Origin of the sequence: Streptomyces lydicamycinicus (assembly GCF_000829715.2) — a bacterium.
GTDB lineage: Bacteria > Actinomycetota > Actinomycetes > Streptomycetales > Streptomycetaceae > Streptomyces > Streptomyces lydicamycinicus.
Genome location: NZ_BBNO01000016.1, coordinates 1 through 21,603 on the forward strand (window position 1 = coordinate 1; position 21,603 = coordinate 21,603).

The window sequence follows — 21,603 nt, forward strand, 5'->3', positions numbered from 1 at the left end:
TACCGACGAGCGGGTGGCAGTCAAGGTGCGCAACGGCGTTCCGCCCTCCCCGCCTGCCGCCGCGACCGGGCTCGGCTCCGGGCAGGGGCTGACCGGGCTGCGGGAGCGGGTGGCGCTGCTCGGCGGCGCCCTGGAAGCGCACCGGACGCCTGGTGGCGGCTTCGCCGTGGCTGCCGACATCCCCGCCGACCCCGGCCCCGGTGCGGAGACGGCGGACGCGGCACCGGACGACAACGGGCCGGTGGCCGTCGACGAGCCCGGCAGCGGGCTCTCCGCCCTCCAGCGGCGCCTCGGTGGCGCCGTCACCGGGCTGCTCGGCCTGGTGGGTGTGGGCGTGTTGATGATGTTCGGGCTTGTGCTGGTGGACCAGGCGCAGCACGCTCCCGAACCCCCGAGCGGTGAGGAGCCCCGGTTGGGGATGAGCAGGAAGCAGGTGGAGAGCGCCATGGGATGGGACAACAACGCGTCGCGTGCGGCCGCCGCCGGGCGCGAGCCGCCGCGGCCGGGTTCCGCCACGGACTGCATGTATCCGTACACGGGCGAGAAGCTCAAGAGTGGGCGGCTGGAGATCGTCCGCTACTGCTTCCGGTCCGACACCTTGATCGCGACCGATCGCTTTACCGTTCCGATGGTGACCGAACCGCCCGGTGGGAACAGGACACATGACTGACCAGGCCAACTCCGCGGTCTCCGGGCCGGGTTTCGCGATCCGGGTGCTGCTCGCCGACGACGAGCCAGTAGCCACGGAGGGCGATGCCGTGCCCCGGTCCACCGCCAAACCACTGCACAGGGAGAGCCCGCCGGCTCTGACGTACCGACCAGCGCCCCGGAAGAGCGTGCTTGGGGCAACTCTGCTCGATGCCCGGCGCGTTATGGCGCCGGCAGGCCGTCGGCCACAACGCGTTCACCGCCGCCCGCGAGCGGGTCAGGCGATTTCCCGACAGCATGGAGGCGCTTCGATGCCTCGGCGGTCGGGAGCCTGGCAGGCGAGCTGGAAGGCGAGACCGCAGCTATGAGCGAGAACCATCAGGGCAGAGATCGTCTCTCCCACGCAGACCGGGCGGGTGGTGTCACCTCCGGGGCGGGTTCGGACCGGGAGGCGGGCAATCTGCCGACAGAGGTAACGAGTTTCGTCGGACGCCGGCGAGAGGTGTACGAGGCACGGCGGTTGCTCGCCCACACCAGGCTGCTCACGCTGACCGGGGCGGGCGGTGTGGGCAAGACCCGGCTGGCGCTGCGGGTCGCGGCCGAGGTGCGGCGCTCGTTCCCCAAGGGGGTATGGGTGGTGGACCTGGCCCCGCTGAATGACGGCGCGCTCCTCGCACAGACGGTTCTGGCCGCACTGGGGCTCGATCACGACTCGGCCCGACCAGCGCTGCCGGTACTGTCGGGCCATCTCGCGAGCAAGCGGCTGCTGCTGGTGTTGGACAACTGCGAACATCTGCTGTCCTCCTGTGCGGAGCTGACGCGCTCCCTGCTCGCATCGGCGCCCGGGCTCCACGTCCTGGCCAGCAGTCGGCAGGCGTTGGGGGTCGACGGTGAGCACCTGCTGCCCGTGCCGCCGCTCTCGATACCGGCACCGGACCGCCCGCCGCCGTTGGCGGTCATGCCGCAGTACGAGGCGGTGCGGCTGTTTACGGACCGGGCCTCGGCGGTTGTTCCCGGCTTCACCCTCTGCGATGACCAACGGGTGGCCGTCGCGGGGATCTGCCACCGGCTCGACGGTATTCCGCTGGCCATCGAGTTGGCAGCGGCCCGGTTGCGGGTCCTCTCCCCGCGCCAGATCCTCGAACGCCTCGATGGCTGTTTCACCGTGCTCGCACGAGGCTGCCGCGCCACGGCACCCCGTCAGCAAACGCTGCGCGCGACCATCGACTGGAGTTTCGAGCTGTGCACACCACCCGAGAGACGGTTGTGGGCACGCCTGTCCGTCTTTTGCGGGGGTTTCGATCTGGAGGCAGCAGAAGAGGTCTGCACCGGAGACGGCCTCTCCCGGGGGGAGATGCTCGACGTGGTGACCGGGCTGATGGACAAGTCGATCCTGATCCGTGAGGACCACCGCGACCAGGTGCGCTTTCGCATGTTGGAGACGATCCGGCAGTACGGCCGCGACCTGCTCGACGAGGACGCGGGGAGCGGGGAACCCGAGTCCGTGCAGCGCCGCCACCGTGACCACTACCAGCGCCTGGCCGCCCGCGCGGAATCCGAATCGCTCAGCCCCCGCCAGATGGCCTGGTTCGCCCGTCTGGGCCTGGAGCATGCCAACATCCGCGCCGCCCTGGAGTTCTGCCTGAGCACACCAGGGGAGGCCGGCAGCGGGCTCCGTATGGTCACCTCGTTGTGGAGCCACCGGATCGGCGCGGGCGGGGTGGAGGAGGTGCGCCACTGGCTGGGCCGGGCCCTGGCACAAAGCCCGGAGCCCAGCCTCCTTCGGGCCAAGGTGCTGGGGATTGACGGATGGCTGGCCTACATGCGCGGGGACACCGCCGCTGGGAAGGCCCGGCTGGCCGAGTGCCAGGGCGTCGCCGAGACACTGGGCGACGCGGAGTCACTCGCCCACGCGGTGCGGTTCGCCGGCCTGGCAGCGCTCTTCCACAACGACTACCGCCGGGCCATCCCCCTTCTGGAGGACGCCCTTGAGCGCCATCGGGCACAGCAGGACCTGGCAGCTCAGTGGCAGACGCTGTTCCTGCTCAGCCTGGCCTGTTGCCTGTCCGACGACCGCCGGGCCACGAAGCTGGGTGAGGAGTGCCTGGCCCTGAGCACCGCCCACGAGGCGCAATGGTCCCGCTCCTACGCGCTGTGGGTGCTCGGTCTCCAGCAGTGGCTCTGCGGGGACATCCAGCGCGCGGTCACCCTGCTCCAGGACGCACTGCGCGTCGAACGGCCCGCCCACGACCTGCTCGGCACCGCCCTGTGCCTCGAAGTCCTCGCCTGGGCCACAGCTCACACCGGACGCTCCCACCAGGCAGCCAAGCTGCTCGGCGCGGCACAGACCCTCTGGCAGTCGGTCGGATGCGCCCTGCCCGGTGCCGACCACCTGCTGCACCACCACAACGAATGCCACTCACACCTGCAGAGAGCACTCGGCGAGGCGCCGTTCGCCACCGCCGTGCAGACAGGTGCCGAACTCACCCTTGACGAAGCGGTCGACTGCGCAGTCGGCCGGCCACACTCACCCACGCCCGCGTCGACCGAGGAGAACGCGCCGACGCCGCTGACGCGACGGGAGAAGGATGTCGTCGACCTGCTCGCCCAAGGGCTGACGAACAAGGAGATCGCCGCCAAGCTCGTGATCTCCCCGCGCACCGCAGGAACCCACGTCGCCAACATCCTGGGCAAGCTCGGCTTCACCTCCCGCACCCAGATCGCGACCTGGGCCGTCGAACAACGCACGCCAAGACGCCAAGGCCCCGACTCGCGCCCTTGACCCGCTGCCGGAAATCGGTAGACATCTAGGTGATTTGACGGAGGTACACTGCCGGGACTGGGGTGAGCCTTGCCACGCCCTATTGGGCGAACCACCGCGTTCCGGACCCCGCAGAATGGGGTGCCCCCACGCCCACAAGCCATGGTGCCCACCGCACCGGCCTGAAGGACCTGTGCGCAGAGGCACTCGCGTTGAACCCACTCAGCTGGCACGTCCGGACCGCCCGACCCACAGAACGAAGGCACAACCACGACCACAGTACGTAGTCCGCGACCACGTGTGATTGCCACAGCCCTGACGGTTCCTGTCGCCGTGCTGGGAACCGTGATGTCCCCGCTCGGCACGAACCCGGCGCACGCGGACGCCGCAAGCGGCGGCAACATCTCCGTCGTGATCGGCGCGAGGGACCAGAGCAACGGCCACTTGCACCTCTCCCGGGACGTCGCCACGAACTGCAGTGGCGGCGCCGGCGCGGCAGCACCGGGCGAGACGCCTCTCCCCCAGTCGTGCCCGCCCGATTCCCACGCGAGTACTCGCAATTCAAGCAAAATCCTGACAGCCAGCTGTTCGTCAAGGAGTCGAGCGGTCAGGAGGCGCGCGAAAGCAGCTCGGCCGGCCTTTTCGCAACAGGCGTGCAGACCGCCTGGAGCGTCTTCACGAAGATCATCACGTCGTTCGCCGGCCGGAAGCCCGTCACAACGAAGCAGGCGGCGATCATTGGCCTAGAGGCTGCTCGGGCGCTTCGGTGCCTTTCCGGCCCCCAGGGCATTTCAGCTTTGCCGTCATGGAGTGGGCGGTGGGGCAGCCCTCCTGGTCGGGACGAGCATTCCGATCCTCTGGCATACGCGACGCGAGCTGGCACCTGGGTGAAGGTGCCGGCTCGTATCGCGTTGCCTTGTTGGTTGTCCAGCCCTGACGTCGCAGGCTGGACGACTCTTCCTGCAGGCAATTGGTGGGGCAGGTCACTGGGAGGGCTCTCTCGACGCCGGCCGCCGGCTTGAACAGCAGTTGCCAGTCGGAAGCGGCGGCGGTGTTCACGAGAAATGGTTCTGGCTCAACAACTGTGGCCCCGCACGGTGAGTGACGGTTGACGGTCGTGACGGCCTCCGGGACATTGCCCAAAATTGATCAGTGGCTGGTTTGCTGTGTCTGACAGTTCGGGTCCGTGGAAGAAGTGGTGCTCCGGCTGGAGGAGCTGCTGTTCCCGGCAGTCGCGGATGTCGCGGTGTTGTCGGCACGGCGGACTGGCCGGCCGCGGCTCGGGGCCCAGGTGAGTGTGCCGGTCACCGCGGCGGTGATGGCCAGCAGATAGGGGTCCGAGGCCCTGCAGCGCGGCCAACCCGGGTCCGGGCGACCGCTTCGACGAGCTGAAGCCGATCAGGCTTGCGTAGAGGCTGTCTTGTCAGGGCGCGCCGTGCGATCCGGGTGGCATCGTGGTCAGACGAGCCCTGGCGTCGTCGTGCGGGCCATACGGACCAGCCGCTGCTGGCGATGGACGTCGCGGTCGGCGAGCTCGGCCTGCAGAAGGCCCAGCAGAAGCTGCGGCGTCGATCGCGGCACTGGCTTCCGGGTACTGCTCGACGAGCCAGCTGTTCGCGAGGTGGATGTACATGCGGGTCGACTCGATGGAGCGGTGTCCGGCCTGGGCCTGTACCGCTTCCAGCGGCCATGCCCGCCTACCGCGGCCGGGTCAGGCAGGTGTGCCAAAGCTGATGGCATGTCAACTTCGCAAGTCCGGTTCGTTTCCGGATAGCTCCGTCGAGGATCTCATCGAGGCCGTCGGTAGAGAGTGGCCGACCCCGGGTCGGCCCGCGCAACACCACGAACAGTTGGTCGTGCTCGACCGGCGGGTCCAGGTAGTCGCCGACCGCGCTGAAGAACTGCGCGGAGACGGGTTCAGACGCTGGTGCCCGCCTTTGCCCTCGCTGATGAAGACCGACGCTCGCCCGGTGAGGGGTCACTCAGCCGCAGGCCGAGGACCTCGCAGCGGCGCAGTCCGCCCAGCAGCATCTCCTGTCCCGTGCGGTGTCCAGCGCGCCGAGGACCGCCTCGACCCCGCTCGGCCCGAGGACGCACGGGAGGGTGCGGGGCGTGTGCGCAGTCGCCGAGCCCGCGCAGATAACGCGGTGCCGCGGGAGTGCCCGCTGCGCCCGCCCCGCCACGCATCCGGCATGCCCTCTGGTCCAAGGCACGCCAGGGCCTCCCGGCCGGCGAATGTGGATCTGCCGATCCTCACTGGACGGAAGGCCTGGTGCTTTCGGAACGCCCGGGGGGCGGACCGCTCGGCGGGATGCGGGTCGTGACCCCCTCGCGGGCAACGACCCTAGCTGGCGCTCTTGTTATTGCAGAGGGTGGCCTTCTCCTCTTCGGTCATGGCGCGGGACTGCTTCCTGAGGACGGTGTAGGTCGCATCGGCCTCAACATCAGTGAAGTCGCGCGGCCCCTTTGTGTTGAACTCGTTCATCTGGGGGAAGAGCCCATTGGCGGGGCCCGTGAGGTGCCACGTTCCCCGCAGCTTCTGGGTAACGGGAACCCTGTCGAGCCAGGAACGTGTGTAGGGCGACTGAGTGACGGTGTCGGTCACACCCTCCGTCTTCGTGTTCAACGAGCTGTACTGGATCTTCGGCAGCACGGGGGCCGGTATGCCGTTCAGCGACAGATCGATGATAGTGCCGTTGCCCTTGGTCTCTTCCATCTTGTAAGTGAAGCTACCGTCGCGCGGGGTGCAGTTGTCGTGAATCTCCGACACCCTCTCCGGATTACCCTCATGGGGGTCCCCGGTGTACTCGCCACTCACGATGGTGCAATATTCACCGCAACGCGAGAGGAAATCGTAGAGGTACCCAGGATCCAGCAGCGGGTCGGGGGCGCCGCCCCCCCCTTGGGGGTGATCCCCGTCGTTACAGACGATGCAGCCCACTGCTGCCTGCGCGGGGGTGATGCCCAGGAGCAGCGTCGCCGGGAGGGCCAACGCGCCTACCGCGGCGGCCTTCATCCGCCGACCCCTTCCCGACAGAAGAACAATGCGCATGTTAGCGTCCCTTCCCGTTCACCTAGCATCCACTTCGGCTCTGGAGCCTTAAGGTGGGGAGCCTTGAAGCAAGGGGTCCCGTCAGCGATTCCCACGCAACTCCGGTACATTCCTCGCTCGTTGACCGCCACACCCATTCGGTTCGCCTTGACCTGCCCAGAGTTTCAAAGGCGGAGCAGCGAAACATCCGTCAAGTGACGTATATAGACACTGAGGTCGCGAAAGGGATTCGCGCCAGTTCTGGTGGCGCGGCCCCTCCTCGGCGTGGCCGGGCAGTGACCGCGGTTTCCTGTCGGCCCGTTTCCCGGACGGCAGGCTCAGTGCGAGAACTCCGAGACGAACGCCGCCCAGAAGGCCGACAGATCGGCCGGCTTCCGGCTGGCGATCAGGGTGTTCGGTCCAATCGGTGCAGATCTTGACCTGCTCGTCGCCCCAGGTGCCGCCCGCACAGGCTGGTGTCCACGCCTTCTTCGGGATCTTCAGCACGGCCTGGTGGATGGCGTCGGTGATGGTCATTCCGACGGAATACGACAGCCACCGGCCCGGCTTGGAGAGCCAGTCGAGGAAGGCGTGGGTGCCGCCGGCGGAGTCGGTGCGGACAGTGTCTACAGGCCCCGCCGCAGGTGTTTGGGGAGTTGGGCCATGGCGAGTTGGGTGGTGGTGATGTGATCGCTCGCGGTGTTGGAGCCTGCGTTGCCGGGTCGCAGCAGGGCGGCCACCGGCTCTCCGGAACCGGCCTGGCCGTGGTCGACGAACGCGACGAGCGGATGATGGCCGAAGGTCTTCTTCCAGGTCGCGGTGGCGTCCTGCTTCTCGGAGTGCGCAAGGGCCAGCACGCCGTCGATGTCCACGATCACGTGACGTCGGCGGCCGGACCGTCCGGCCCGGCCAGCTCCCAGACCCGCGTCGGTTCTCCAAGCGATCGAAGGAGTTCAAGCGGGACTGGATTCGCGTTGACCCGCTTCTCCAGCAAGACGATCACGGCGGTTGCGCGGGATCTGGGCGTGAGTCCGGAGAGCCAGCATGGCTGGGTCAAGCGTGACCGGATCGACCGCGGTGAAGGCAGGTCGGGCAAGCTGACCAGCGGGGAGCGCGAGGAGCTCGAGCGGCTGCGTAGGCAGAACATCGAGCAGCAGACGACGATCGAGATCCTGAAAAGGCGCGGCCCTCTTCGCGAAGGACAGCGACCGGTGAGCGAGGTCTGCCGGTTCATCGCTGCGGAGAAGGCCGTGTACCTGGTTGCCCTGCTGTGCCGCGCTGGGTGTGGTCCGTTCCTCGTTCTACGCCTGGCTGGACGCGGAGGAGGCTCGGCAGGCCCGGATGCGTGCCGATGATGCGCTCGCCCACGAGATCACCGTGATCCACCTGGCCTCGAAAGGGGCCTACCGTGTTCCGCAGATGCATGCCGAGCTGCGACGCATGGGAGGGAGAGTCAACCGCAAGCGGGTGGCGCTGGTGATGCGCCACCACGGGATCGCGGGCGTCACGCGCCGAAGATGCCGCTCGCTAACCCGGTCCGACAAGCAGATGCGGCCGGCCCCGGACCCGACCGCGCTGTCACGGACCCGATCAGCCTGGTCACTGACCTGATCGCCGATGCCGAGAAGGAACCCGACTCCGATGGTATCCAGGCCGTAGTCGTCGCCGTCGCAGGCGGCCGCGCGAAGTCGCGCCAGATCGCGGCGGCTCCAGCAATGCAGCTCGCCGTCCTGACTGACGGCCGGCCCCAGGCACCCCGAGTCATCGGTGACCTGGCTATCGAACTCCGCAAGGCCGGCGCCTTGACGCTCTCGCCGCCGGCCTGCGCCGAGTGCGGCAAGCATCTACGGACGCTCCAACGACGGGGCCAGGACTGGTACTGAGGTTCCCCCGAGATGCGGAGGCTGGTTGACAGGGGGTCAGATGCGACTCTGAGAGGGCCTTTGACCATGGCTGCCCCCCAGAAAGTACTCGCTGGAGTTGCGTGAGCATGCGGTGCGGATGTATTGCACCTCGGCTACCTCAGCCCCGTCGAGTCCGAGGAGAAGCACTAGGCCGACCAGGCAACGAACCGAACGAACGAACCTGAAACCCCCGTCAACCCCTTATGACCACTGATCAGCACCTCCCGCGCACCGGGGGAAGCTCAGGGCGCTGGCGGTGCTACGCGCGTCCGGGATCGTGGTCCTTGCAGACCTGAAGCGCGCTGTCAGAGCTGCAACCGATCAGGACGCTGTTCTTGGAGTCGGTCCCATCTTTGGCCGGGACCGTGGCGGTACCGAAGCCGGTCCACGAATACCCCACGTCGCTGGTGAACGTCCAAGTGCCAGTCACCTTCTTCGTTAGTTGGGCTCGCAGGAACCAGCCGTACTGATTGGGCTTGATGCGTATGGTGGAGGATCCGCCCTGCGTATTGTCCGTCCGCCAGCTGTTCGACCAGTTCCCCTGGATCGCGATGTCGAGCCTCCCCTGCACGGGCCCGTCCTTCGGACCGACAGTTAGGCCTACTGTGGTGGTGACGGATCCGCCCGCGGTATAGGTGTAGCTAGTGGTCTGACTCCAATTCATTTGCTTGTCCATAAGTTCGCTGGTTCCGTTCACTATCCGCCCGCCGTCGGCTGTCACGTTCTGGAAGTCGCCCAGGGTCGCTGTCTCGCCGCCCTCCGCCTTGTAGTCAGCCCTCGGGATGACGCTGGACTTTGCGTCGAACTGCTTCAGGGCGTACTTGATGGCCATCGAGCGCAGCTGAGCGTCGTTTTCTGTGCCGAGGCTCCACGACTGCGCTACGTTGTTGGTCGTGCAGTCGCGGACTCTAACCGTGGCCGACTCGGCTACGTCCATAGGTTCCATGCACTTGTCGTCGCCGACGTGGCGGATCAGATACGCATGCCCCTCATACACCGTGTCGCGCACCGGCTGGAGATACCACTTCTGCGCGTCGGCATCGCTGCAGTCCGAATCGCTGAGGTCACCGGCGTGGACACCGGTGGACACAACAACGCACTTGCGGGACGTGCGGTTGATCAGGCGGAAGGTTCCGTCGGTATTGGGAGCGATCGCGAATTCCTGATTCGTCAAATCCTGTCCTGTCTGGCTGCGATAGGGCTGGAGATCATAGACCACGGACGTATCCGTCCCGTCGGCGTACTCCTCGGCACGGCGGAGCAAGAGGCCAAGGTCGTTTTCTACGTGGACAGCGATCTCACTGCTGGTGCCGCCGGTGTCCGCGTGCGCAGCCAGCACGTTGTGCGGCGACAACACGATTGCCGGCGCCGCAACGAGGACGGCGGTTAGCATCGCGGCGGTCCTTCGCGATGCCAGCCTCCGGTGGATCATCTCAACGGTCATGGTTGCCGTTCCCCTTCGGTAAGTCGTGCCAGCGGGGTCTCGTCAGCTGACCCCGAGCAGTCACTCGTGGCACGGTCTGCAGACCGACGCCTTGGCCGAGCAGCAGCTCACCCGTCCGGCCTGTTCCGTCTGACTGATACTGCTCGGTCTGCAACCAGGGGACCACTGAGTGCGCCGCCTGCGGAAAGAACCCGGCGCTACCACCGTGCCGAACCAGTACTCGAACTGCTTCTTGCGCTGCTCGGCCGATTTGTCGCCGACGGTGATCTGGCGGGACGGCAGGGTCTTGCGGACCCTGTCCAGGCAGCGGACAGCAGCTCGGCCACGGCGGGCGGCTCCAGACCGAGCCATGCTTGGCGAGTAGGTCCGCGAGGACGACCGCGACCTCCGGCACGCGGCCCTTGATCTCTCGGGCAGGTTGGCGGGTGACCTCCAGGATGTCTCCCACCGGAGAGATCCCGAGGTCGGCGACGGCCTGGTCGAGCTGGTCAAGGACGACCGACATGTCGAACAGGCGGTAGGCCGACGCCCGGGACACCCGGAACTCGGCTCGCGCGTAGCCTCCCAGGTGCAGTGCCCGAGTGCGAGCCAGACCCGCGCAGCGTGTGCTGGGTGGACCTTGCGAGCCAAGACGATGCCCGCCTTGGCGTGGTTTTCGGCAGGGTCAGACTTGACCGTGTACACCAACCCGCTGGCCGGCGGGGTGCGACCTTGGCGAAATCGGTGACGTCACAGTCGAAGTTGATGGTGCGGCTGGGGTCCTGGCACCGATCCGCGGTTGTAGAACGCCAGGCTGCTGGTACCCGACCTACCCCTGCTGCTGATCCACACCTGGGTGACTTGCAGGGCAGTACACACGGAGAACAGCCGACCATCACAAGCCAATGCGATCACCCCGGCTCAGCCGACCCAACCGGAACGCGGAGGTTAGGGTTCGCTTCGTGCACGTACTTCTGGTGGAAGACGACGAGCCGGTCGCCCAGTCGCTCCGACGCGGCCTGCTGCGGTACGGCTTCGAGGTGGAGTGGGTCAGCACGGGCGGGGCGGCACTGGCCTACGAGGGACCGTATGACGTCGTACTCCTCGACCTCGGCCTGCCCGACACCGACGGTCTCGACGTCTGCAAAGCCCTCCGCGACCGCGGTGACGTACCGATCATCGTGATCAGTGCGCGGAGCGACGAGACGGACCGGGTGGTTGGCCTGGAGCTGGGTGCCGACGACTACGTCTCCAAGCCCTTCGGCGTACGGGAGGTCATCGCGCGCATAAGGGCTGTGATGCGGCGGATGCAGCCGCGCACCCCCGACGCCCTGGTGGCAGGTCCCGACCGCTACGGGCCGCGCCTGACCATCGACCGCAAGGCCGCACGCGTACAACTGGACGGCGCGGAGGTCTCGCTCGCGCCCAAGGAGTACGACCTGCTCGCCTTCCTCACCGAGGAGCCTGGCGCGCTGATGTCGCGCGAGCAGATCATGGAGGCGGTCTGGGACGCCAACTGGTTCGGGCCGACGAAGACGCTCGACGTTCATGTGGCCGCGCTACGGCGGAAGTTGGCGGGCGCGATCACGATCGAGGCGGTACGGGGGGTCGGCTTCCGGCTCATCGTCAACGAGGACGACGGCAAGGGCGACGGCAGCGACTCATGATCCGCCAGCTCATCCGCAGCTACGTGCTGCTCGTAGCGGTCGCCATCGGCCTGTTCACCGTCCCGGTGGCCTTCACGCTCACCGCCCAGCTGCGGGACGATACCCAGCTGTCCGTCAACCGCGAGGCCACCACCATGGCGCTGCTGCTGGGCAACGGCAACGACGCCTCGTGCCAGGCGCTGGAGGAGATGGCCAAGGCGTACGGTGACGAGACGCCCGGCGAGGTCCAGGTGGCCGCCCCCAGGGAGTGCGCGGCGGATCTGCCCCGGCCGGAGCGGGACGCGGCCCTGACCAAGGCCCTGGAGGACGGCGCTTCCACGACCGACTGGGGCTCCTCCTTCATCTGGGGGCCGCAGTTGGTGATCACTGTCCCCGCACACGAGCGCGCGGCGAACGGCGACAACGACAAGGGTGCGGTCGTGGGCGCCGTACGGATCGTGTACTCGACCAGCAATCTCACCCACCGGCTGTGGACCATCTGGGGCTTCCGGGCGGCGCTGGCCGCCATCGTTCTGGCGGCGGCGGCCGGTATCGGCGTGATCGCCGCCCGGCGGCTGACCCGTCCCTTGCGCCAGCTCAACGACATGGCCAGCAAGTTCAGCGACGGCGACCTGACGGCCCGTTCCCCTGTGACGGGCCCCCAGGAGACACAAACCCTGGCGCGCACTCTCAACCAGGGCGCGGAACGTCTCGACACTCTGATTGGCGCGCAGCGCATCTTCGTGGCGGACGCGTCCCATCAGCTCAGGACCCCTCTGACAGCGCTGCGGCTGTCGCTGGACAACATCGCGGACGGCGTGGACGACGAGTTCGTCAAGGAGGACGTGGAGCAGGCGACGGCCGAGGTGGTCCGGATGAGCCGCCTGGTCAACGGCCTGCTGGTACTGGCGCGGGCGGAGGCGAAGGTGACGGCGGCGGAGCCGCTCTCGCTCCGGGACGTGATCGAGGAGCGCTTCTCGGTATGGAGGCCGGCCGCCGACGAGCGCGGAGTCACCATCGCGCTCAGGGGGGGTGCCGACGGACGGCTGCTGGTGTTGGCCAGCCCCGGTCACCTGGACCAGGTCCTGGACAACGTGCTTTCCAACGCCCTGGAGGTCTCACCGGACGGTGGGACGATCACCGTGCAGGTGGAGCGCCGGGGCAACGAGGTGGAGCTGTTGGTGCTGGACGAGGGCCCCGGCATGTCTGATGCCGAGAAGTCCCGCGCCTTCGACCGCTTCTGGCGCGGCCAGGGCCTCACCGGGCGCATCGGCTCCGGCCTCGGTCTCGCCGTGGTCAAACAGCTGGTGACGGACGACGGCGGAACCGTGACCCTGCGGGACCCGCCCGGGGGCGGGCTGTGCGTGGCGATCAGTTTGCGGGCGGCAGCACAGAGGAGTGGTGGTTGACGATCAGCCACTTGCCGTTCCGCTTCTCATATTCGTATGTGTAGCGGGCCTCGACGGTCCGATGCTCACCGGTCTTCGCGTCGGTGAGGTGGAACTTGTAGACGCCTGCGTCGATCGCCGAGTTCTCATCGAGGACGTTGATGCTGCTGCGGACCTTCTCGCCCTTCGGCTTGTTCTCCACGAAGTGCTCGAAGTAGTCGACGATCCCAGCACGGTCGGTGCGGATCTTGGGGGAAGCGGTGGGCAGGAGCACCGCGTCCTCCGCGTACCGCGCGGCAACCTTCTCCGGGTCGTCGGTCTGGAGGGCCTCGTTCCATCCGTCGAAGAGCGCGGCGATCTGCTTCTTGGCGGGCTTGGCTGACGCCTTGGCATCCCCGTCGGAGGTGGCCGCGCTGACTCCCACGGTCACCGCGGCGGCGGTGGCGAGGGCGCTGGCGGTGACGAGGGCGGTGCGTATGCGGGTCTTACGGGTCATCGCAACTCCAGTGCGGTGGGGGTGGGTTCCTCCGTTCGCTTCCTCTGCGGCGGGAGTGACTCCAGATTCGCGGAGCGCTGGTTAGCGGTGATCCAAGGGACGTACAGCCGGCGGACAGGACACACCCAATTCACCCTGGGCAACTCATTCGTCACGCCCCAAGAACACGCACCCGGAGACGCTCAAAGCTCCCCTGATCAGGGACGGACGTGAGAAGCCGTTGTCCTACCGCGATGTTCGCAAGCGGGGCTTGGTCAAGGAGTTGCACACCGGCTGCGCAGGAGGTCCACGAGGCCGAGGGTCGGCATCCGGAGCCGACGGCGGGGATCATCGACGCGCAGTCAGTCAAGGCTGCCGGATCCGTTCCGGCGTCATCGCGAAACATCGACGGCGGGAGGAAGGTCAACGGCCGCAAGCGGCTTATTGTGGTCGACTGCCTCGGGCTGCTGCTGGCCGTGATGGTCACTGTCGTGAACGTGACCGACCGGGAGGCCGGAGGGGCCCTGCTGGCCCGGCTGCGCAAGCGGTACTTCCGGCTGATGCTGGTGTGGGCCGACGATGGCTACACCGGGTAGCTGGTCGACCTTGCGGCGAAGGTCTGGCGCATCGCGCTGACGGTGGTCATGCACCGTGACGATGCCTCAGGATTCACAGTGCTGCCGAAGAGGCGGCTGGTGGAGCGGACATTGTGCGCCACGAGGCGCCTGTGCGCCGTGAGGCGCGGTGAATCGAAGGATGTGCAAGACCTCCTCGCCAGGCTGTCGCAGCGGCCTGGCGGAAGCTGAGCGCAGTCCGACCCGGGAGACGTCGGGGAGGGCGGGAAGCAGAGCTACAAAGCCGGGACGGTTCGGAACTGCCAGACGGGCCGGGGCTGGCGAGCGAGACCAGAGGGCATACGAGAGGACCAGTGGCAAAGCTCCGTAAGAGCTTGTCTCATGTGGCGGCTTGAGTACGGCAATGACGTCGGGCCGTGGGTGTCGATCTGTCTCAGAAGCTGTTGTCTTTCCGAGAGTGATTGCTGTGTTTCCGCTGGTCAGGCATGAGGTCGGCATCTCGGCGGCAGGGATGAGGTGTTGTGTCGTCTGTTCCGTGGAGGTACCGGGATGCCGTCGGTGATGGGTTTGTTGGAAGAGCGCGAGCGTGCTGCCCGGCAGCGGGTGGAGGTCCTGCAGGTCGAGTTGGGTGAGGCAGAGGCCGTGTGGGAGCGGTTCGTGATCGCTCGGGAGACGGTCGGCCAGATCCTTGCGGAACCTCGTGGGAGCGCGGAGGAGTCGTCGCTGGCTGGGGCTGGTGAGCAGCCGGTGCAGGTCGTGGCGGCGGGCCCGGTTCGGTCGTGCCGGTGCGGCGGGACGGGCTTGAGGTTGATGCGCTGGCGCCGGACTACCGGCGGATCATAGAAGTCCTGCAGGAGCGGGGCAGGCTGGGCCGGGGGGGGCGATGGACTGCCGGCAGCTGGCCGTGGCACTTGGCCTGGAGCCGGTTCCCGCGAAGGTCGAGGGGGTGCGGTCGAAGGCGAAGCGGCTGGCCGCGCGGAGATGGCTGGCCGAGGAGAGCCCGGGGATGTTCAGCGTCGTCGGCGGCCGAGGCGGCGGCTCATGACCATACTCATCGACCAGAGGGTCATCGCCTGCGAGCTGTCGGTGCGGGCCTCGTCGTCGCGGGCCAGCCGGCGTGAGCGCAGGAGCCACGCGAACGTGCGCTCCACCAGCCATCTCTTGGGCAGCACGACGAACCCTGACACGTCATCACTGCGTTTGACCACGGTCAACTCGATCCGCAGGATGCTGCGGGTGAAGTCGACGAATGGCCCGGTATAGCCGCCGTCTGCCCACACCCGGGCCACCCGCCAGTGCCGCTGGTGCAGGCGGGTCAGCACCGTGCGTGCGGCGTCCCGGTCGGTCACCGATGCCGCCGTGACACTCACGGGCAGCAGCAGCCCGAGGGTGTCCACCACGATGGGTGGCGCTTGCGTCCGTTGATTTCTTGCCGCCGTCGAAGCCCCGGGTTGCGGCCGGCACCGAAACGGCGCCTCTTGCCGACTGGGCATCGATGATGCCTGCGGTCGTTCCCGATCCCGGCCGGCGGCCTGGCGGACCCGGACCCGGCCCGAACGCGTCGTCGCGGACAAGGGCTACTCAGCCCGCACCTTCCGCACCTACCTCCGCCGGCGCGGGATCAAGGCGACGATCCCCGAACGCACCGACCAGCTCGCAGGCAGAATGCGCCGCCGGGAACGTCCCTGCGGGTTCGACAAGGCGGTCTACCGGCGCCGCAACGTCGTCGAACGCTGCTTCCACCGGCTCAAACAATGGCGCGGGATTGCCACTCGCTACGACAAACCCCCCGACCGCTACCTCGCCGCGACTGCAACGGTGTTTGGCGTGACGGTTGGGCAGGTCTGTCGCTGGTCTGGTCATGGGTGGGCGCCTTGCTGATGTCAGGGTGTGGGCCAGTGAACTGGATGCTGTGCATGAGCGGTTCGTGCATCGGTCTTCCAGGACGGAACCGGATGCGTGACGGGGCGGGCGCAGCGGGCACTCCCGCGGCACCGCGTTATCTGCGCGGGCTCGGCGACCGCGGCCCCCGCGTACCCCTCGTCCTTTATCGCCTCGGCGGTGGCGGTCAGCATGCGCATCCGCTGCGACGCCACCACCTGTTCCCGGCTGAGGTGGTGGCGACCGCTGCGCGGCGGCCCATGCCGGGCAGCATTGCGCGGGCGTGCCACCTGAGCGGCGGGACCGTCCCGTCCGCCCAGCACGCGCCGGGCCCCCGCCATGCCAACCCGCCCAGAACCGGCACCTTCGCGAAGCGGACGGCATCCACACGCCGCACGCCGACAGGTACGGTCGCGCCCCACTCCGCCACCAAGTCCCACCAAACCGCTGAAATTTACGTCAGTTGACCGATGTCATACCCCTCGTACGGTTATAACGTCAGATCAGCCCCAAGGTGAATGGAGGGGCCAGACCAGCAGTGGCGTCTGTTGTGACGGGCGGCCTGCGGCCCGCCGTTGCACCGTGACTGCCAGGCCGTAGCGCTTGGATCGTCAATCAAGCCGCCGCGCGTCCCGCCTCGCCGGGACGGATTTCAGGAATCGTCGCAGCACGTGACCACTGACGTGTCGTGGCGAGCAGCCTATGCAGGCGCTCGGCTGGGGTTTCCCAGCCGAGGGTTCCCCAGTTGAGGAGGATTCACGATGGTTCGCATCAAGCGCACGGCAGCGGTCGCCGGGGCGGTGGCAGTGTTGATCGCCGGGGGGGCAGGTGTCGCCTCAGCCACACAGGCATCCAGCTCCCCGCAGGGCGCGACGCCTCTCACGCTGGACTGCAATCAGCCCCAACCCGATACACGGGTAGAGGTACGCTACGGTCCGGATGGCGGTTGCTACGTTGCCTTTCAGCATCTCGGGCATGCTTTCCCGGGCGTTCACGAGGGGTCCCCGGCCACGCTGGTCTCGGACGCGCTCAAGGACCGCGTGTCCTACTCGCGCTGGGAGTGCGGCGAAGAAAGCGGGTGCAGTCCCGTTGCGGGACTTGCTGACCGCCTGACGGCGGGTGACTACCCCGTGAAGATCATTTCGGCGGGCGAGGAACTGGATCTGAACATCCGAATCCACGCCTGATGCCGATCTGTGGGCGCTCACGGACTTGACCCGGGGTCGGCTCACGTGATTAGCGAAGAATGACACGTGCTGAGTGACGAAGGGGCGCCGCCGACCTTGTCGGCGGCGCCCCTTCGTCCCGTGCACCCCGCGGCCCCTGCGGGGCCCGCGGACGAAGGGGCCGTCGGGTCAGGCTTAGGCGGGTACCACGCCGAACAGCCGCCCGTAGCCGGTGATCTGCGGGTTGAGGACCCCAGCGCAGTGCAGCGTGCGCCACAGCAGCGTCTGGTTCGCGGTGAGCACCGGCAGACCGAACTCCTGCTCAAGCGCGTCGATCACGCCGACCGCGCGCAGCCCGTTGCCCGCGATGAAGACCGCATCGGGGCGGGCCGGAACGGCCTCTTCGACCACCCACTTGAACAGGCTCTCGGGAGTGATCTCGCGTTGCCACGCTGGGCAGTTCGCACGGCGCGTGGTGCACCACATCTAAGCCCTGGTCGGTGAAGTAGCGCACCCACAGCGCGTGCAACTCGTCGTCGAACTAAGGAGGGTTGACCATCGCGATGCGCTGCGCGCCCAGCCCGCGCAGCCCGTCCACGGCCGCGGCGCAGGTCGACACCAGCGGAATGCCGCGGGTGCGCCGCTGCACCCGCTCGGTGAACTCCCGCTCGCCGTACACCCCGAGCTTGCACGCGGAGCTGGTGAGACCACAGGCGATGGCGTCGAGCGGAGAGGCGGCGAGCAACTCGGCGGCGTCGTCGGCGAACGGCGGGTCGGTGAACGACTTCACCGACCCGTGCGGGATCTTCGGGTCCATGAAGCCGCCGGCCCGCATCGCCGCGAAGGGCATCCGCGATCCGTACAGACCGATGTCGTCCGGCAGGATCGCCCGGACCTCGGACTCCGGGCCGACATCGGCGTGCGGCACAATCAAGCCGATACGTGCCTTTGGCTCCCAGCCGTCGTTCCGCCACTCTCGGTGCTGGACCATGGAACTTCTTCCTCTCGTCTGTACTTTCGGGTTGCGGCTTGGGAAATGCTTGGCAGTTACCGCACTTACCGATGGGCCGCCGTCTCGTCCATCAGCGAACCGGTGCCCCTGGTTGCCTCGCCCTGGAACATTCCAGGGTGCTTGGAGCGCATCAGGTCCAGCAGCCATTCGTACGGGAGATCGTCGAATTCGCCGTACTCTCGGAGGAACTCCATCGAGGTGCGTGGAGGTCAAGACCTGGGAAGAGGGTGGGCCCCAACAGTTTCTCGATCCGGTCAGCGAGGAGTCTGCGCTGACCGGCGGGCTGGTCGACCACCACCAGGACGGTTCCATGCTTGCTCCGCAGCTTGGCGAACACCTCGCGCAACTTCGGTTCGGTCTTAGGCAACCGCTTGTCGAGAACCCTCTTGCCCGCAGGTGTCAGGGCGGTGGCGCGGTATCCGGCATCACCTCGCCCGAAAGGGCGTCGAGACCTCGCAACGACTGGGCCGTCACCGCTGGACCATCGAGCGCCCCATGGCGCGCTCGCCTGGCTGCCGAAGTCGCGGAACAGAGCAGGCGTCTTCTCATCGCCTGCTCCACGCAGACATGCCCGGCGGAGCGAGGCCACCGCGCACCTGATGCCCCCATCGAGGAGGAGAGCACGCCCGCATCAGCGCGCGGCGCCCTTCGCCAGAAGGCTGGCCGGCCGGACAGTCCGGTCTACCCGTGGGAACCGCTGCGGGTGCGGCGGCGGAACGCCGAGCGCCTGACGGAGTGTCAAGCCCGAGGGCTATCACGCGCGAGGTAAGGGGTGATCGATGACGTGTCATTCCCCAAGGGGTGCAGGGGGCCTCGGTTGGGGTGGCCCGGCAGTACTGCGGTGCGGTGGGTAGGGGAGCCAACTGCCAGGTCGCAGTCGGCATTCGGGCGGTCACCGACACCGCCTCATGCCCCGAGGGGGTCGGGCACCGGGAGGATCTGGATCGCCGAGCATGACGACCCGGTAGCAGGGGCATGAGGAGTGCTCCCCCGAGGGCTGACAGCAACCAGCTCAGTCGCGTGCCCCCAGGCTGCTGCCACCCTGCCGCAGTGTTGTGACCGCTCGTCAGCCGCGGCTACAGGGCGGCCGCTTCATCGGCAGTTCCTTCGGGGACAATGAGGGTGGATGTGCCCATGGACGCTCTGCACGGGGCGATACCGCTGCGGGGCGACCGGGAATCAATCGGCGACCGGCGGGTCGTACTTCTGCGCGATGTACCAGGCGGCGACTTGTGTCCTGGAGGTGAATTCAAGCTTGGTGAGGATGTTGTCGACGTGGGTCTCTGCAGTGCGCCGTGAGATGACCAGCCGTGCCGCGATGTCCTTGTTGGGAAGCCCCTCTGTGACGAGCTCGGCGATCTGCCATTCCCGCGGCGTCAAGGGGGTCTTCTCCTCGGCGGGGCGAGGCGTCGTCTTGGCCGCCTTGCTCCCTAGCGCGACATCGATAGCTTCCCGTTGGGAAAGCCGGTAGCCGCACCGGAATGCCGCCTCGTAGCGGTCGGCGCCGAGGGCTGCCCGGGTCTCGCTGACGTGCCGATGGTGAACGGTACTCATGGGTAGGTAGTAGTCCGGGGATCCGCCGATCTCACGCCATGTTGCGGCTGCGGCACCGAAAAGCGTGGCGGCCTGGGTGTGTCGTCCCTGCCGTTGCTGCACCCAGGCAAGTGTGTCGATCGAAAAGGCCAGCCCCAGTCTTCCGCCCATGCGGCCGTGAACTTCCAGGGCCGCAATTCCCGCCGCCTCTGCGCGTTCCAGGTCATGATTGACTTCGACGAATGCAGTGGCCCACAGTGCCCACGCGCGCCAGTACACCTCACCGACTTGCGCGGCAGTGGCAATACATTCGTCGAGATATGCCAAGCCCCGCTCGCGGTCACCCTTCAACCCCAAGGCCAGGCCGAGCTGCGACAGCGCGAAGAGCTCACCGCGGGGGTGCTTGGCCCGAAACCCTGACAAGGCATCTCCGAGAAGAGATGCCGCACTCTCCAGTTCTCCGGTGAACAGAGCCATCATGCCCTGTATCAGCGTCACGAAGGCACGGCTGCCCACACCGCCGAGCCGCTCGGCCAGTTCAGCTGCCTCGGCCAGCTGCTGCATGCCTGCGTCGGTATCGCCCTGCAGGAGCGCATACCAAGCGCTCAGGCACAGCGCCGACGAGCGTTGGCGCGTGGGCTCCGGTGACGCTTCCAGGGCCAGATTGAACCAGTGGCGCGCCTCTGTGTTGATACCAAGGATGCTCCAGTACTCGTCGATCATGGTTGCCATGTGCAGGGCGATGACAGCCTCGCCCGGCTGGCCCATACAGAAGTCGAGCGCGACCCGCAGATTGGCGTGCTCCCGATGGAGCCGGCGGATCCAGGCATCCTGGTCCGGTCCGATGAATTCTGCCTCGAACCGATCGGCCACCTCCGCGTACCAGTCGCGGTGGCGACGTCGCGTGGCGTTGTACTCACCGGCTGCCACCAAGCACTCCTGACCGTATTCCCGCACGGTCTCCAGCATTCGGTAGTACACCCCGCTGGCGTCCTCTTCCCTGATCAGGATGGACTTGTCGACCAGAGAGAAGATGACATGCGGCACCTCCTCGGTGGCTACCCCGTCACCGCTGCCGACGTATTCGACCGCAGCCAGATTGAACGCACCGGAGAACACGGACGCTCGGGCCCAGACCTGCTGCTCCGGGACTGAGCACAGGTTGTAGCTCCAGTCCATCAGGGCACGCAGCGTCCGCTGCCGTGTGGGTGCGGCCGGTGAGCCCCGGTCCAGCAGGCGGTAGCGCTCAGACAGGCGTTCTGCGATCTGGCTCAGCGACAGTGCCCGCAACCACACCGCAGCCAGTTCGATCGCCAGTGGAATCCCGTCGAGGTCGCGGCACAGGCGTGCGAGTACCGCACTGTCCTGGCTGCGCAGATCGAATTGCGGCAGGACGGCTTTCGCGCGATCGATGAAGAGCCGTACCGAGTCGTACTGCGCCAGCGCATCGGGCGACAGAGCCCGGTCGGGCTCGGGCACCGGCAGCGGGGGGACGCTCAAGGTCGTCTCGCCGTTCAGGCCGAGGGACTGGCGGCTCGTCGCCAGAATCCGGACCTTGGGGCAGCCCCGGATGAGAGCATCCACGAACAGCGCACAGTCGCCGACCATGTGCTCACAGTTATCGAGTACGAGCAATACCTCGCGTGACGCGAGATGCTCGATGATCGTGTCGATCACAGGGCGCGCAGACGTGTGTAGACCAAGCTTCTCAGCGGCCGCGTACGTCAGCAGGGCAGGGTCACGCAACTCGGCGAGTTCGATGAAGTACGCACCGTCATGGAAGCTTCGCCGCTTGGCAGCGGCCACGTGCAGGGCCAATCGGGTCTTGCCGACCCCGCCGGGGCCTGTGAGTGTAACGAGGCGGGTTTCCGACAACAGCCGTTTCGTGTCGGCAATCTGCCGCCGCCGTCCGACGAAGCTGGTGACGTCAGCTGGGAAATGGTGCATGGCTCCCAGCCCTCCTCTGCTACGCGGCGGGATGGCTCGAAAGGAATGAGTGAGCCCCCTGGCGTCGACTACAAGCATAGCCGGAGGGGTCAGCCGGGTGCCTGATCGCGGCGATCACCTGGTGGTTCGCTCAGGCCGCGCAGTTCGGCCCGGAGGCGTGGGGCGCCGTGGGTGCCCTTGCAGGCGACGTGGAGCACGGAGATCTCTTCACCA

Annotated in this window: 19 protein-coding genes and 5 pseudogenes; 13 read left to right on the top strand and 11 right to left on the bottom strand. The window is 67.4% G+C overall.

Features of this window, described 5'->3' with window-relative positions; genetic code table 11:
* Together TU31_RS35445 and TU31_RS40395 are read left to right on the top strand one after the other, a co-directional pair.
* On the top strand, positions 1-670 hold a 670-nt coding region (locus TU31_RS35445), incomplete at its 5' end, for an ATP-binding protein (RefSeq protein WP_042162486.1).
* Between the two features lie 342 nt (positions 671-1,012).
* Positions 1,013-3,430: a LuxR C-terminal-related transcriptional regulator gene (locus tag TU31_RS40395; RefSeq protein ID WP_078886136.1), complete on the top strand. Its 2,418-nt coding sequence runs from the start codon at positions 1,013-1,015 to the stop codon at positions 3,428-3,430.
* A 586-nt stretch (positions 3,431-4,016) separates the two neighbouring features.
* On the opposite strand, the gene TU31_RS40400 is transcribed toward TU31_RS40395, so the two are convergent.
* Entirely contained in the window at positions 4,017-4,148 is a 132-nt protein-coding gene (locus TU31_RS40400; protein WP_275451884.1) for a hypothetical protein, read from the bottom strand.
* Between the two features lie 447 nt (positions 4,149-4,595).
* On the opposite strand from TU31_RS40400, the gene TU31_RS38940 reads away from it, so the two are divergent.
* Positions 4,596-4,742, top strand: coding sequence for a hypothetical protein (locus TU31_RS38940; protein WP_158894882.1), 147 nt, complete (start codon positions 4,596-4,598; stop codon positions 4,740-4,742).
* A gap of 1,011 nt (positions 4,743-5,753) precedes the next feature.
* On the opposite strand, the gene TU31_RS35455 is transcribed toward TU31_RS38940, so the two are convergent.
* Positions 5,754-6,461: a hypothetical protein gene (locus tag TU31_RS35455; protein WP_158894885.1), complete on the bottom strand. Its 708-nt coding sequence runs from the start codon at positions 6,459-6,461 to the stop codon at positions 5,754-5,756.
* Between the two features lie 450 nt (positions 6,462-6,911).
* Positions 6,912-7,365 (bottom strand): annotated as a pseudogene (locus TU31_RS35460) (transposase); the annotation flags it as partial.
* Between the two features lie 49 nt (positions 7,366-7,414).
* Here TU31_RS35460 and TU31_RS38350 point away from each other — a divergent pair.
* The 3 genes from TU31_RS38350 to TU31_RS39320 are packed head-to-tail and all read left to right on the top strand — an operon-like array spanning position 7,415 to position 8,323.
* Positions 7,415-7,795, top strand: coding sequence for a hypothetical protein (locus tag TU31_RS38350; protein ID WP_107070823.1), 381 nt, complete (start codon positions 7,415-7,417; stop codon positions 7,793-7,795).
* The gene (locus TU31_RS40730) at positions 7,782-8,051 is read left to right on the top strand and encodes an IS3 family transposase (RefSeq protein ID WP_107070824.1); all 270 of its coding nucleotides are present in this window, start codon (positions 7,782-7,784) and stop codon (positions 8,049-8,051) included. Before TU31_RS38350 ends, TU31_RS40730 begins: the two co-directional genes overlap by 14 nt.
* Complete coding sequence (locus tag TU31_RS39320; RefSeq protein ID WP_181018748.1) at positions 7,958-8,323, top strand: hypothetical protein; 366 nt, start codon at positions 7,958-7,960, stop codon at positions 8,321-8,323. The genes TU31_RS40730 and TU31_RS39320 overlap by 94 nt, the downstream gene beginning before the upstream one ends.
* Positions 8,324-8,603: 280 nt before the next feature.
* Here the strand turns inward: TU31_RS39320 and TU31_RS35475 are convergent, their stop codons facing one another.
* A complete protein-coding gene (locus TU31_RS35475) occupies positions 8,604-9,788 on the bottom strand; it encodes an RICIN domain-containing protein (protein ID WP_042162493.1) in 1,185 nt (394 codons plus the stop codon).
* A gap of 941 nt (positions 9,789-10,729) precedes the next feature.
* Between TU31_RS35475 and TU31_RS35480 the strand changes: the two genes are divergently transcribed.
* Together TU31_RS35480 and TU31_RS35485 are read left to right on the top strand one after the other, a co-directional pair.
* On the top strand, positions 10,730-11,434 hold the full coding sequence (locus TU31_RS35480) for a response regulator transcription factor (protein WP_107070825.1): 705 nt from the start codon (positions 10,730-10,732) through the stop codon (positions 11,432-11,434).
* Positions 11,431-12,822, top strand: a complete 1,392-nt coding sequence (locus TU31_RS35485; RefSeq protein WP_042162499.1) for a HAMP domain-containing sensor histidine kinase — start codon at positions 11,431-11,433, stop codon at positions 12,820-12,822. Before TU31_RS35480 ends, TU31_RS35485 begins: the two co-directional genes overlap by 4 nt.
* Here TU31_RS35485 and TU31_RS35490 read toward each other — a convergent pair.
* Positions 12,785-13,297: an SgcJ/EcaC family oxidoreductase gene (locus TU31_RS35490; protein WP_042162501.1), complete on the bottom strand. Its 513-nt coding sequence runs from the start codon at positions 13,295-13,297 to the stop codon at positions 12,785-12,787. The genes TU31_RS35485 and TU31_RS35490 overlap by 38 nt on opposite strands.
* 233 nt (positions 13,298-13,530) lie before the next feature.
* Between TU31_RS35490 and TU31_RS37700 the strand changes: the two genes are divergently transcribed.
* Entirely contained in the window at positions 13,531-13,872 is a 342-nt protein-coding gene (locus tag TU31_RS37700) for a transposase (RefSeq protein WP_078886138.1), read from the top strand.
* A 989-nt stretch (positions 13,873-14,861) separates the two neighbouring features.
* Here the strand turns inward: TU31_RS37700 and TU31_RS35505 are convergent.
* Positions 14,862-15,344 carry a transposase gene (locus tag TU31_RS35505; protein WP_078886139.1) on the bottom strand — a complete coding sequence of 161 codons (483 nt, stop codon included), beginning with the start codon at positions 15,342-15,344 and terminating at the stop codon, positions 14,862-14,864.
* Positions 15,345-15,372: 28 nt separating this feature from the next.
* On the opposite strand from TU31_RS35505, the pseudogene TU31_RS37705 reads away from it, so the two are divergent.
* Both TU31_RS37705 and TU31_RS35510 read left to right on the top strand, forming a co-directional pair.
* Positions 15,373-15,732, top strand: a pseudogene (locus TU31_RS37705) (transposase); the annotation flags it as partial.
* A gap of 761 nt (positions 15,733-16,493) precedes the next feature.
* A complete protein-coding gene (locus TU31_RS35510) occupies positions 16,494-16,919 on the top strand; it encodes a hypothetical protein (protein ID WP_042162503.1) in 426 nt (141 codons plus the stop codon).
* A 174-nt stretch (positions 16,920-17,093) separates the two neighbouring features.
* Here the strand turns inward: TU31_RS35510 and TU31_RS40110 are convergent, their stop codons facing one another.
* The 4 genes and pseudogenes from TU31_RS40110 to TU31_RS38355 all read right to left on the bottom strand — a co-directional run.
* Positions 17,094-17,384 carry an aspartate racemase/maleate isomerase family protein gene (locus tag TU31_RS40110; RefSeq protein WP_245698995.1) on the bottom strand — a complete coding sequence of 97 codons (291 nt, stop codon included), beginning with the start codon at positions 17,382-17,384 and terminating at the stop codon, positions 17,094-17,096.
* A 55-nt stretch (positions 17,385-17,439) separates the two neighbouring features.
* A complete protein-coding gene (locus TU31_RS40115; protein WP_245698997.1) occupies positions 17,440-17,889 on the bottom strand; it encodes a hypothetical protein in 450 nt (149 codons plus the stop codon).
* Between the two features lie 65 nt (positions 17,890-17,954).
* The gene (locus TU31_RS39325) at positions 17,955-18,104 is read right to left on the bottom strand and encodes a hypothetical protein (protein ID WP_245698999.1); all 150 of its coding nucleotides are present in this window, start codon (positions 18,102-18,104) and stop codon (positions 17,955-17,957) included.
* An 83-nt stretch (positions 18,105-18,187) separates the two neighbouring features.
* Positions 18,188-18,316, bottom strand: a pseudogene (locus TU31_RS38355) (IS110 family transposase); the annotation flags it as partial.
* Between TU31_RS38355 and TU31_RS40120 the strand changes: the two are divergent.
* Both TU31_RS40120 and TU31_RS40790 read left to right on the top strand, forming a co-directional pair.
* Positions 18,316-18,411 (top strand): annotated as a pseudogene (locus TU31_RS40120) (IS5/IS1182 family transposase); the annotation flags it as partial. The pseudogenes TU31_RS38355 and TU31_RS40120 overlap by 1 nt on opposite strands.
* A gap of 187 nt (positions 18,412-18,598) precedes the next feature.
* A pseudogene (locus TU31_RS40790) lies at positions 18,599-18,825 on the top strand (transposase); the annotation flags it as partial.
* Between the two features lie 264 nt (positions 18,826-19,089).
* Here TU31_RS40790 and TU31_RS35520 read toward each other — a convergent pair.
* Positions 19,090-21,390, bottom strand: coding sequence for a LuxR C-terminal-related transcriptional regulator (locus tag TU31_RS35520; protein WP_042162505.1), 2,301 nt, complete (start codon positions 21,388-21,390; stop codon positions 19,090-19,092).
* Positions 21,391-21,603 lie beyond the last annotated feature (213 nt).

Coding starts and splice junctions, on each gene's coding strand:
- TU31_RS35455 (WP_158894885.1), bottom strand. CDS start 6,461: ATGCGCATTGTTCTTCTGTCGGGAAGGGGTCGGCGGATGAAGGCCGCC.
- TU31_RS40115 (WP_245698997.1), bottom strand. CDS start 17,889: ATGGTCCAGCACCGAGAGTGGCGGAACGACGGCTGGGAGCCAAAGGCA.
- TU31_RS35505 (WP_078886139.1), bottom strand. CDS start 15,344: ATGCCCAGTCGGCAAGAGGCGCCGTTTCGGTGCCGGCCGCAACCCGGG.
- TU31_RS40395 (WP_078886136.1), top strand. CDS start 1,013: ATGAGCGAGAACCATCAGGGCAGAGATCGTCTCTCCCACGCAGACCGG.
- TU31_RS35510 (WP_042162503.1), top strand. CDS start 16,494: ATGGTTCGCATCAAGCGCACGGCAGCGGTCGCCGGGGCGGTGGCAGTG.
- TU31_RS40110 (WP_245698995.1), bottom strand. CDS start 17,384: ATGTGGTGCACCACGCGCCGTGCGAACTGCCCAGCGTGGCAACGCGAG.
- TU31_RS35485 (WP_042162499.1), top strand. CDS start 11,431: ATGATCCGCCAGCTCATCCGCAGCTACGTGCTGCTCGTAGCGGTCGCC.
- TU31_RS35520 (WP_042162505.1), bottom strand. CDS start 21,390: ATGCACCATTTCCCAGCTGACGTCACCAGCTTCGTCGGACGGCGGCGG.
- TU31_RS39320 (WP_181018748.1), top strand. CDS start 7,958: ATGCCGCTCGCTAACCCGGTCCGACAAGCAGATGCGGCCGGCCCCGGA.
- TU31_RS40400 (WP_275451884.1), bottom strand. CDS start 4,148: ATGATCGCCGCCTGCTTCGTTGTGACGGGCTTCCGGCCGGCGAACGAC.
- TU31_RS40730 (WP_107070824.1), top strand. CDS start 7,782: ATGCGTGCCGATGATGCGCTCGCCCACGAGATCACCGTGATCCACCTG.
- TU31_RS37700 (WP_078886138.1), top strand. CDS start 13,531: ATGTTCGCAAGCGGGGCTTGGTCAAGGAGTTGCACACCGGCTGCGCAG.
- TU31_RS39325 (WP_245698999.1), bottom strand. CDS start 18,104: ATGGAGTTCCTCCGAGAGTACGGCGAATTCGACGATCTCCCGTACGAA.
- TU31_RS35475 (WP_042162493.1), bottom strand. CDS start 9,788: ATGACCGTTGAGATGATCCACCGGAGGCTGGCATCGCGAAGGACCGCC.
- TU31_RS35490 (WP_042162501.1), bottom strand. CDS start 13,297: ATGACCCGTAAGACCCGCATACGCACCGCCCTCGTCACCGCCAGCGCC.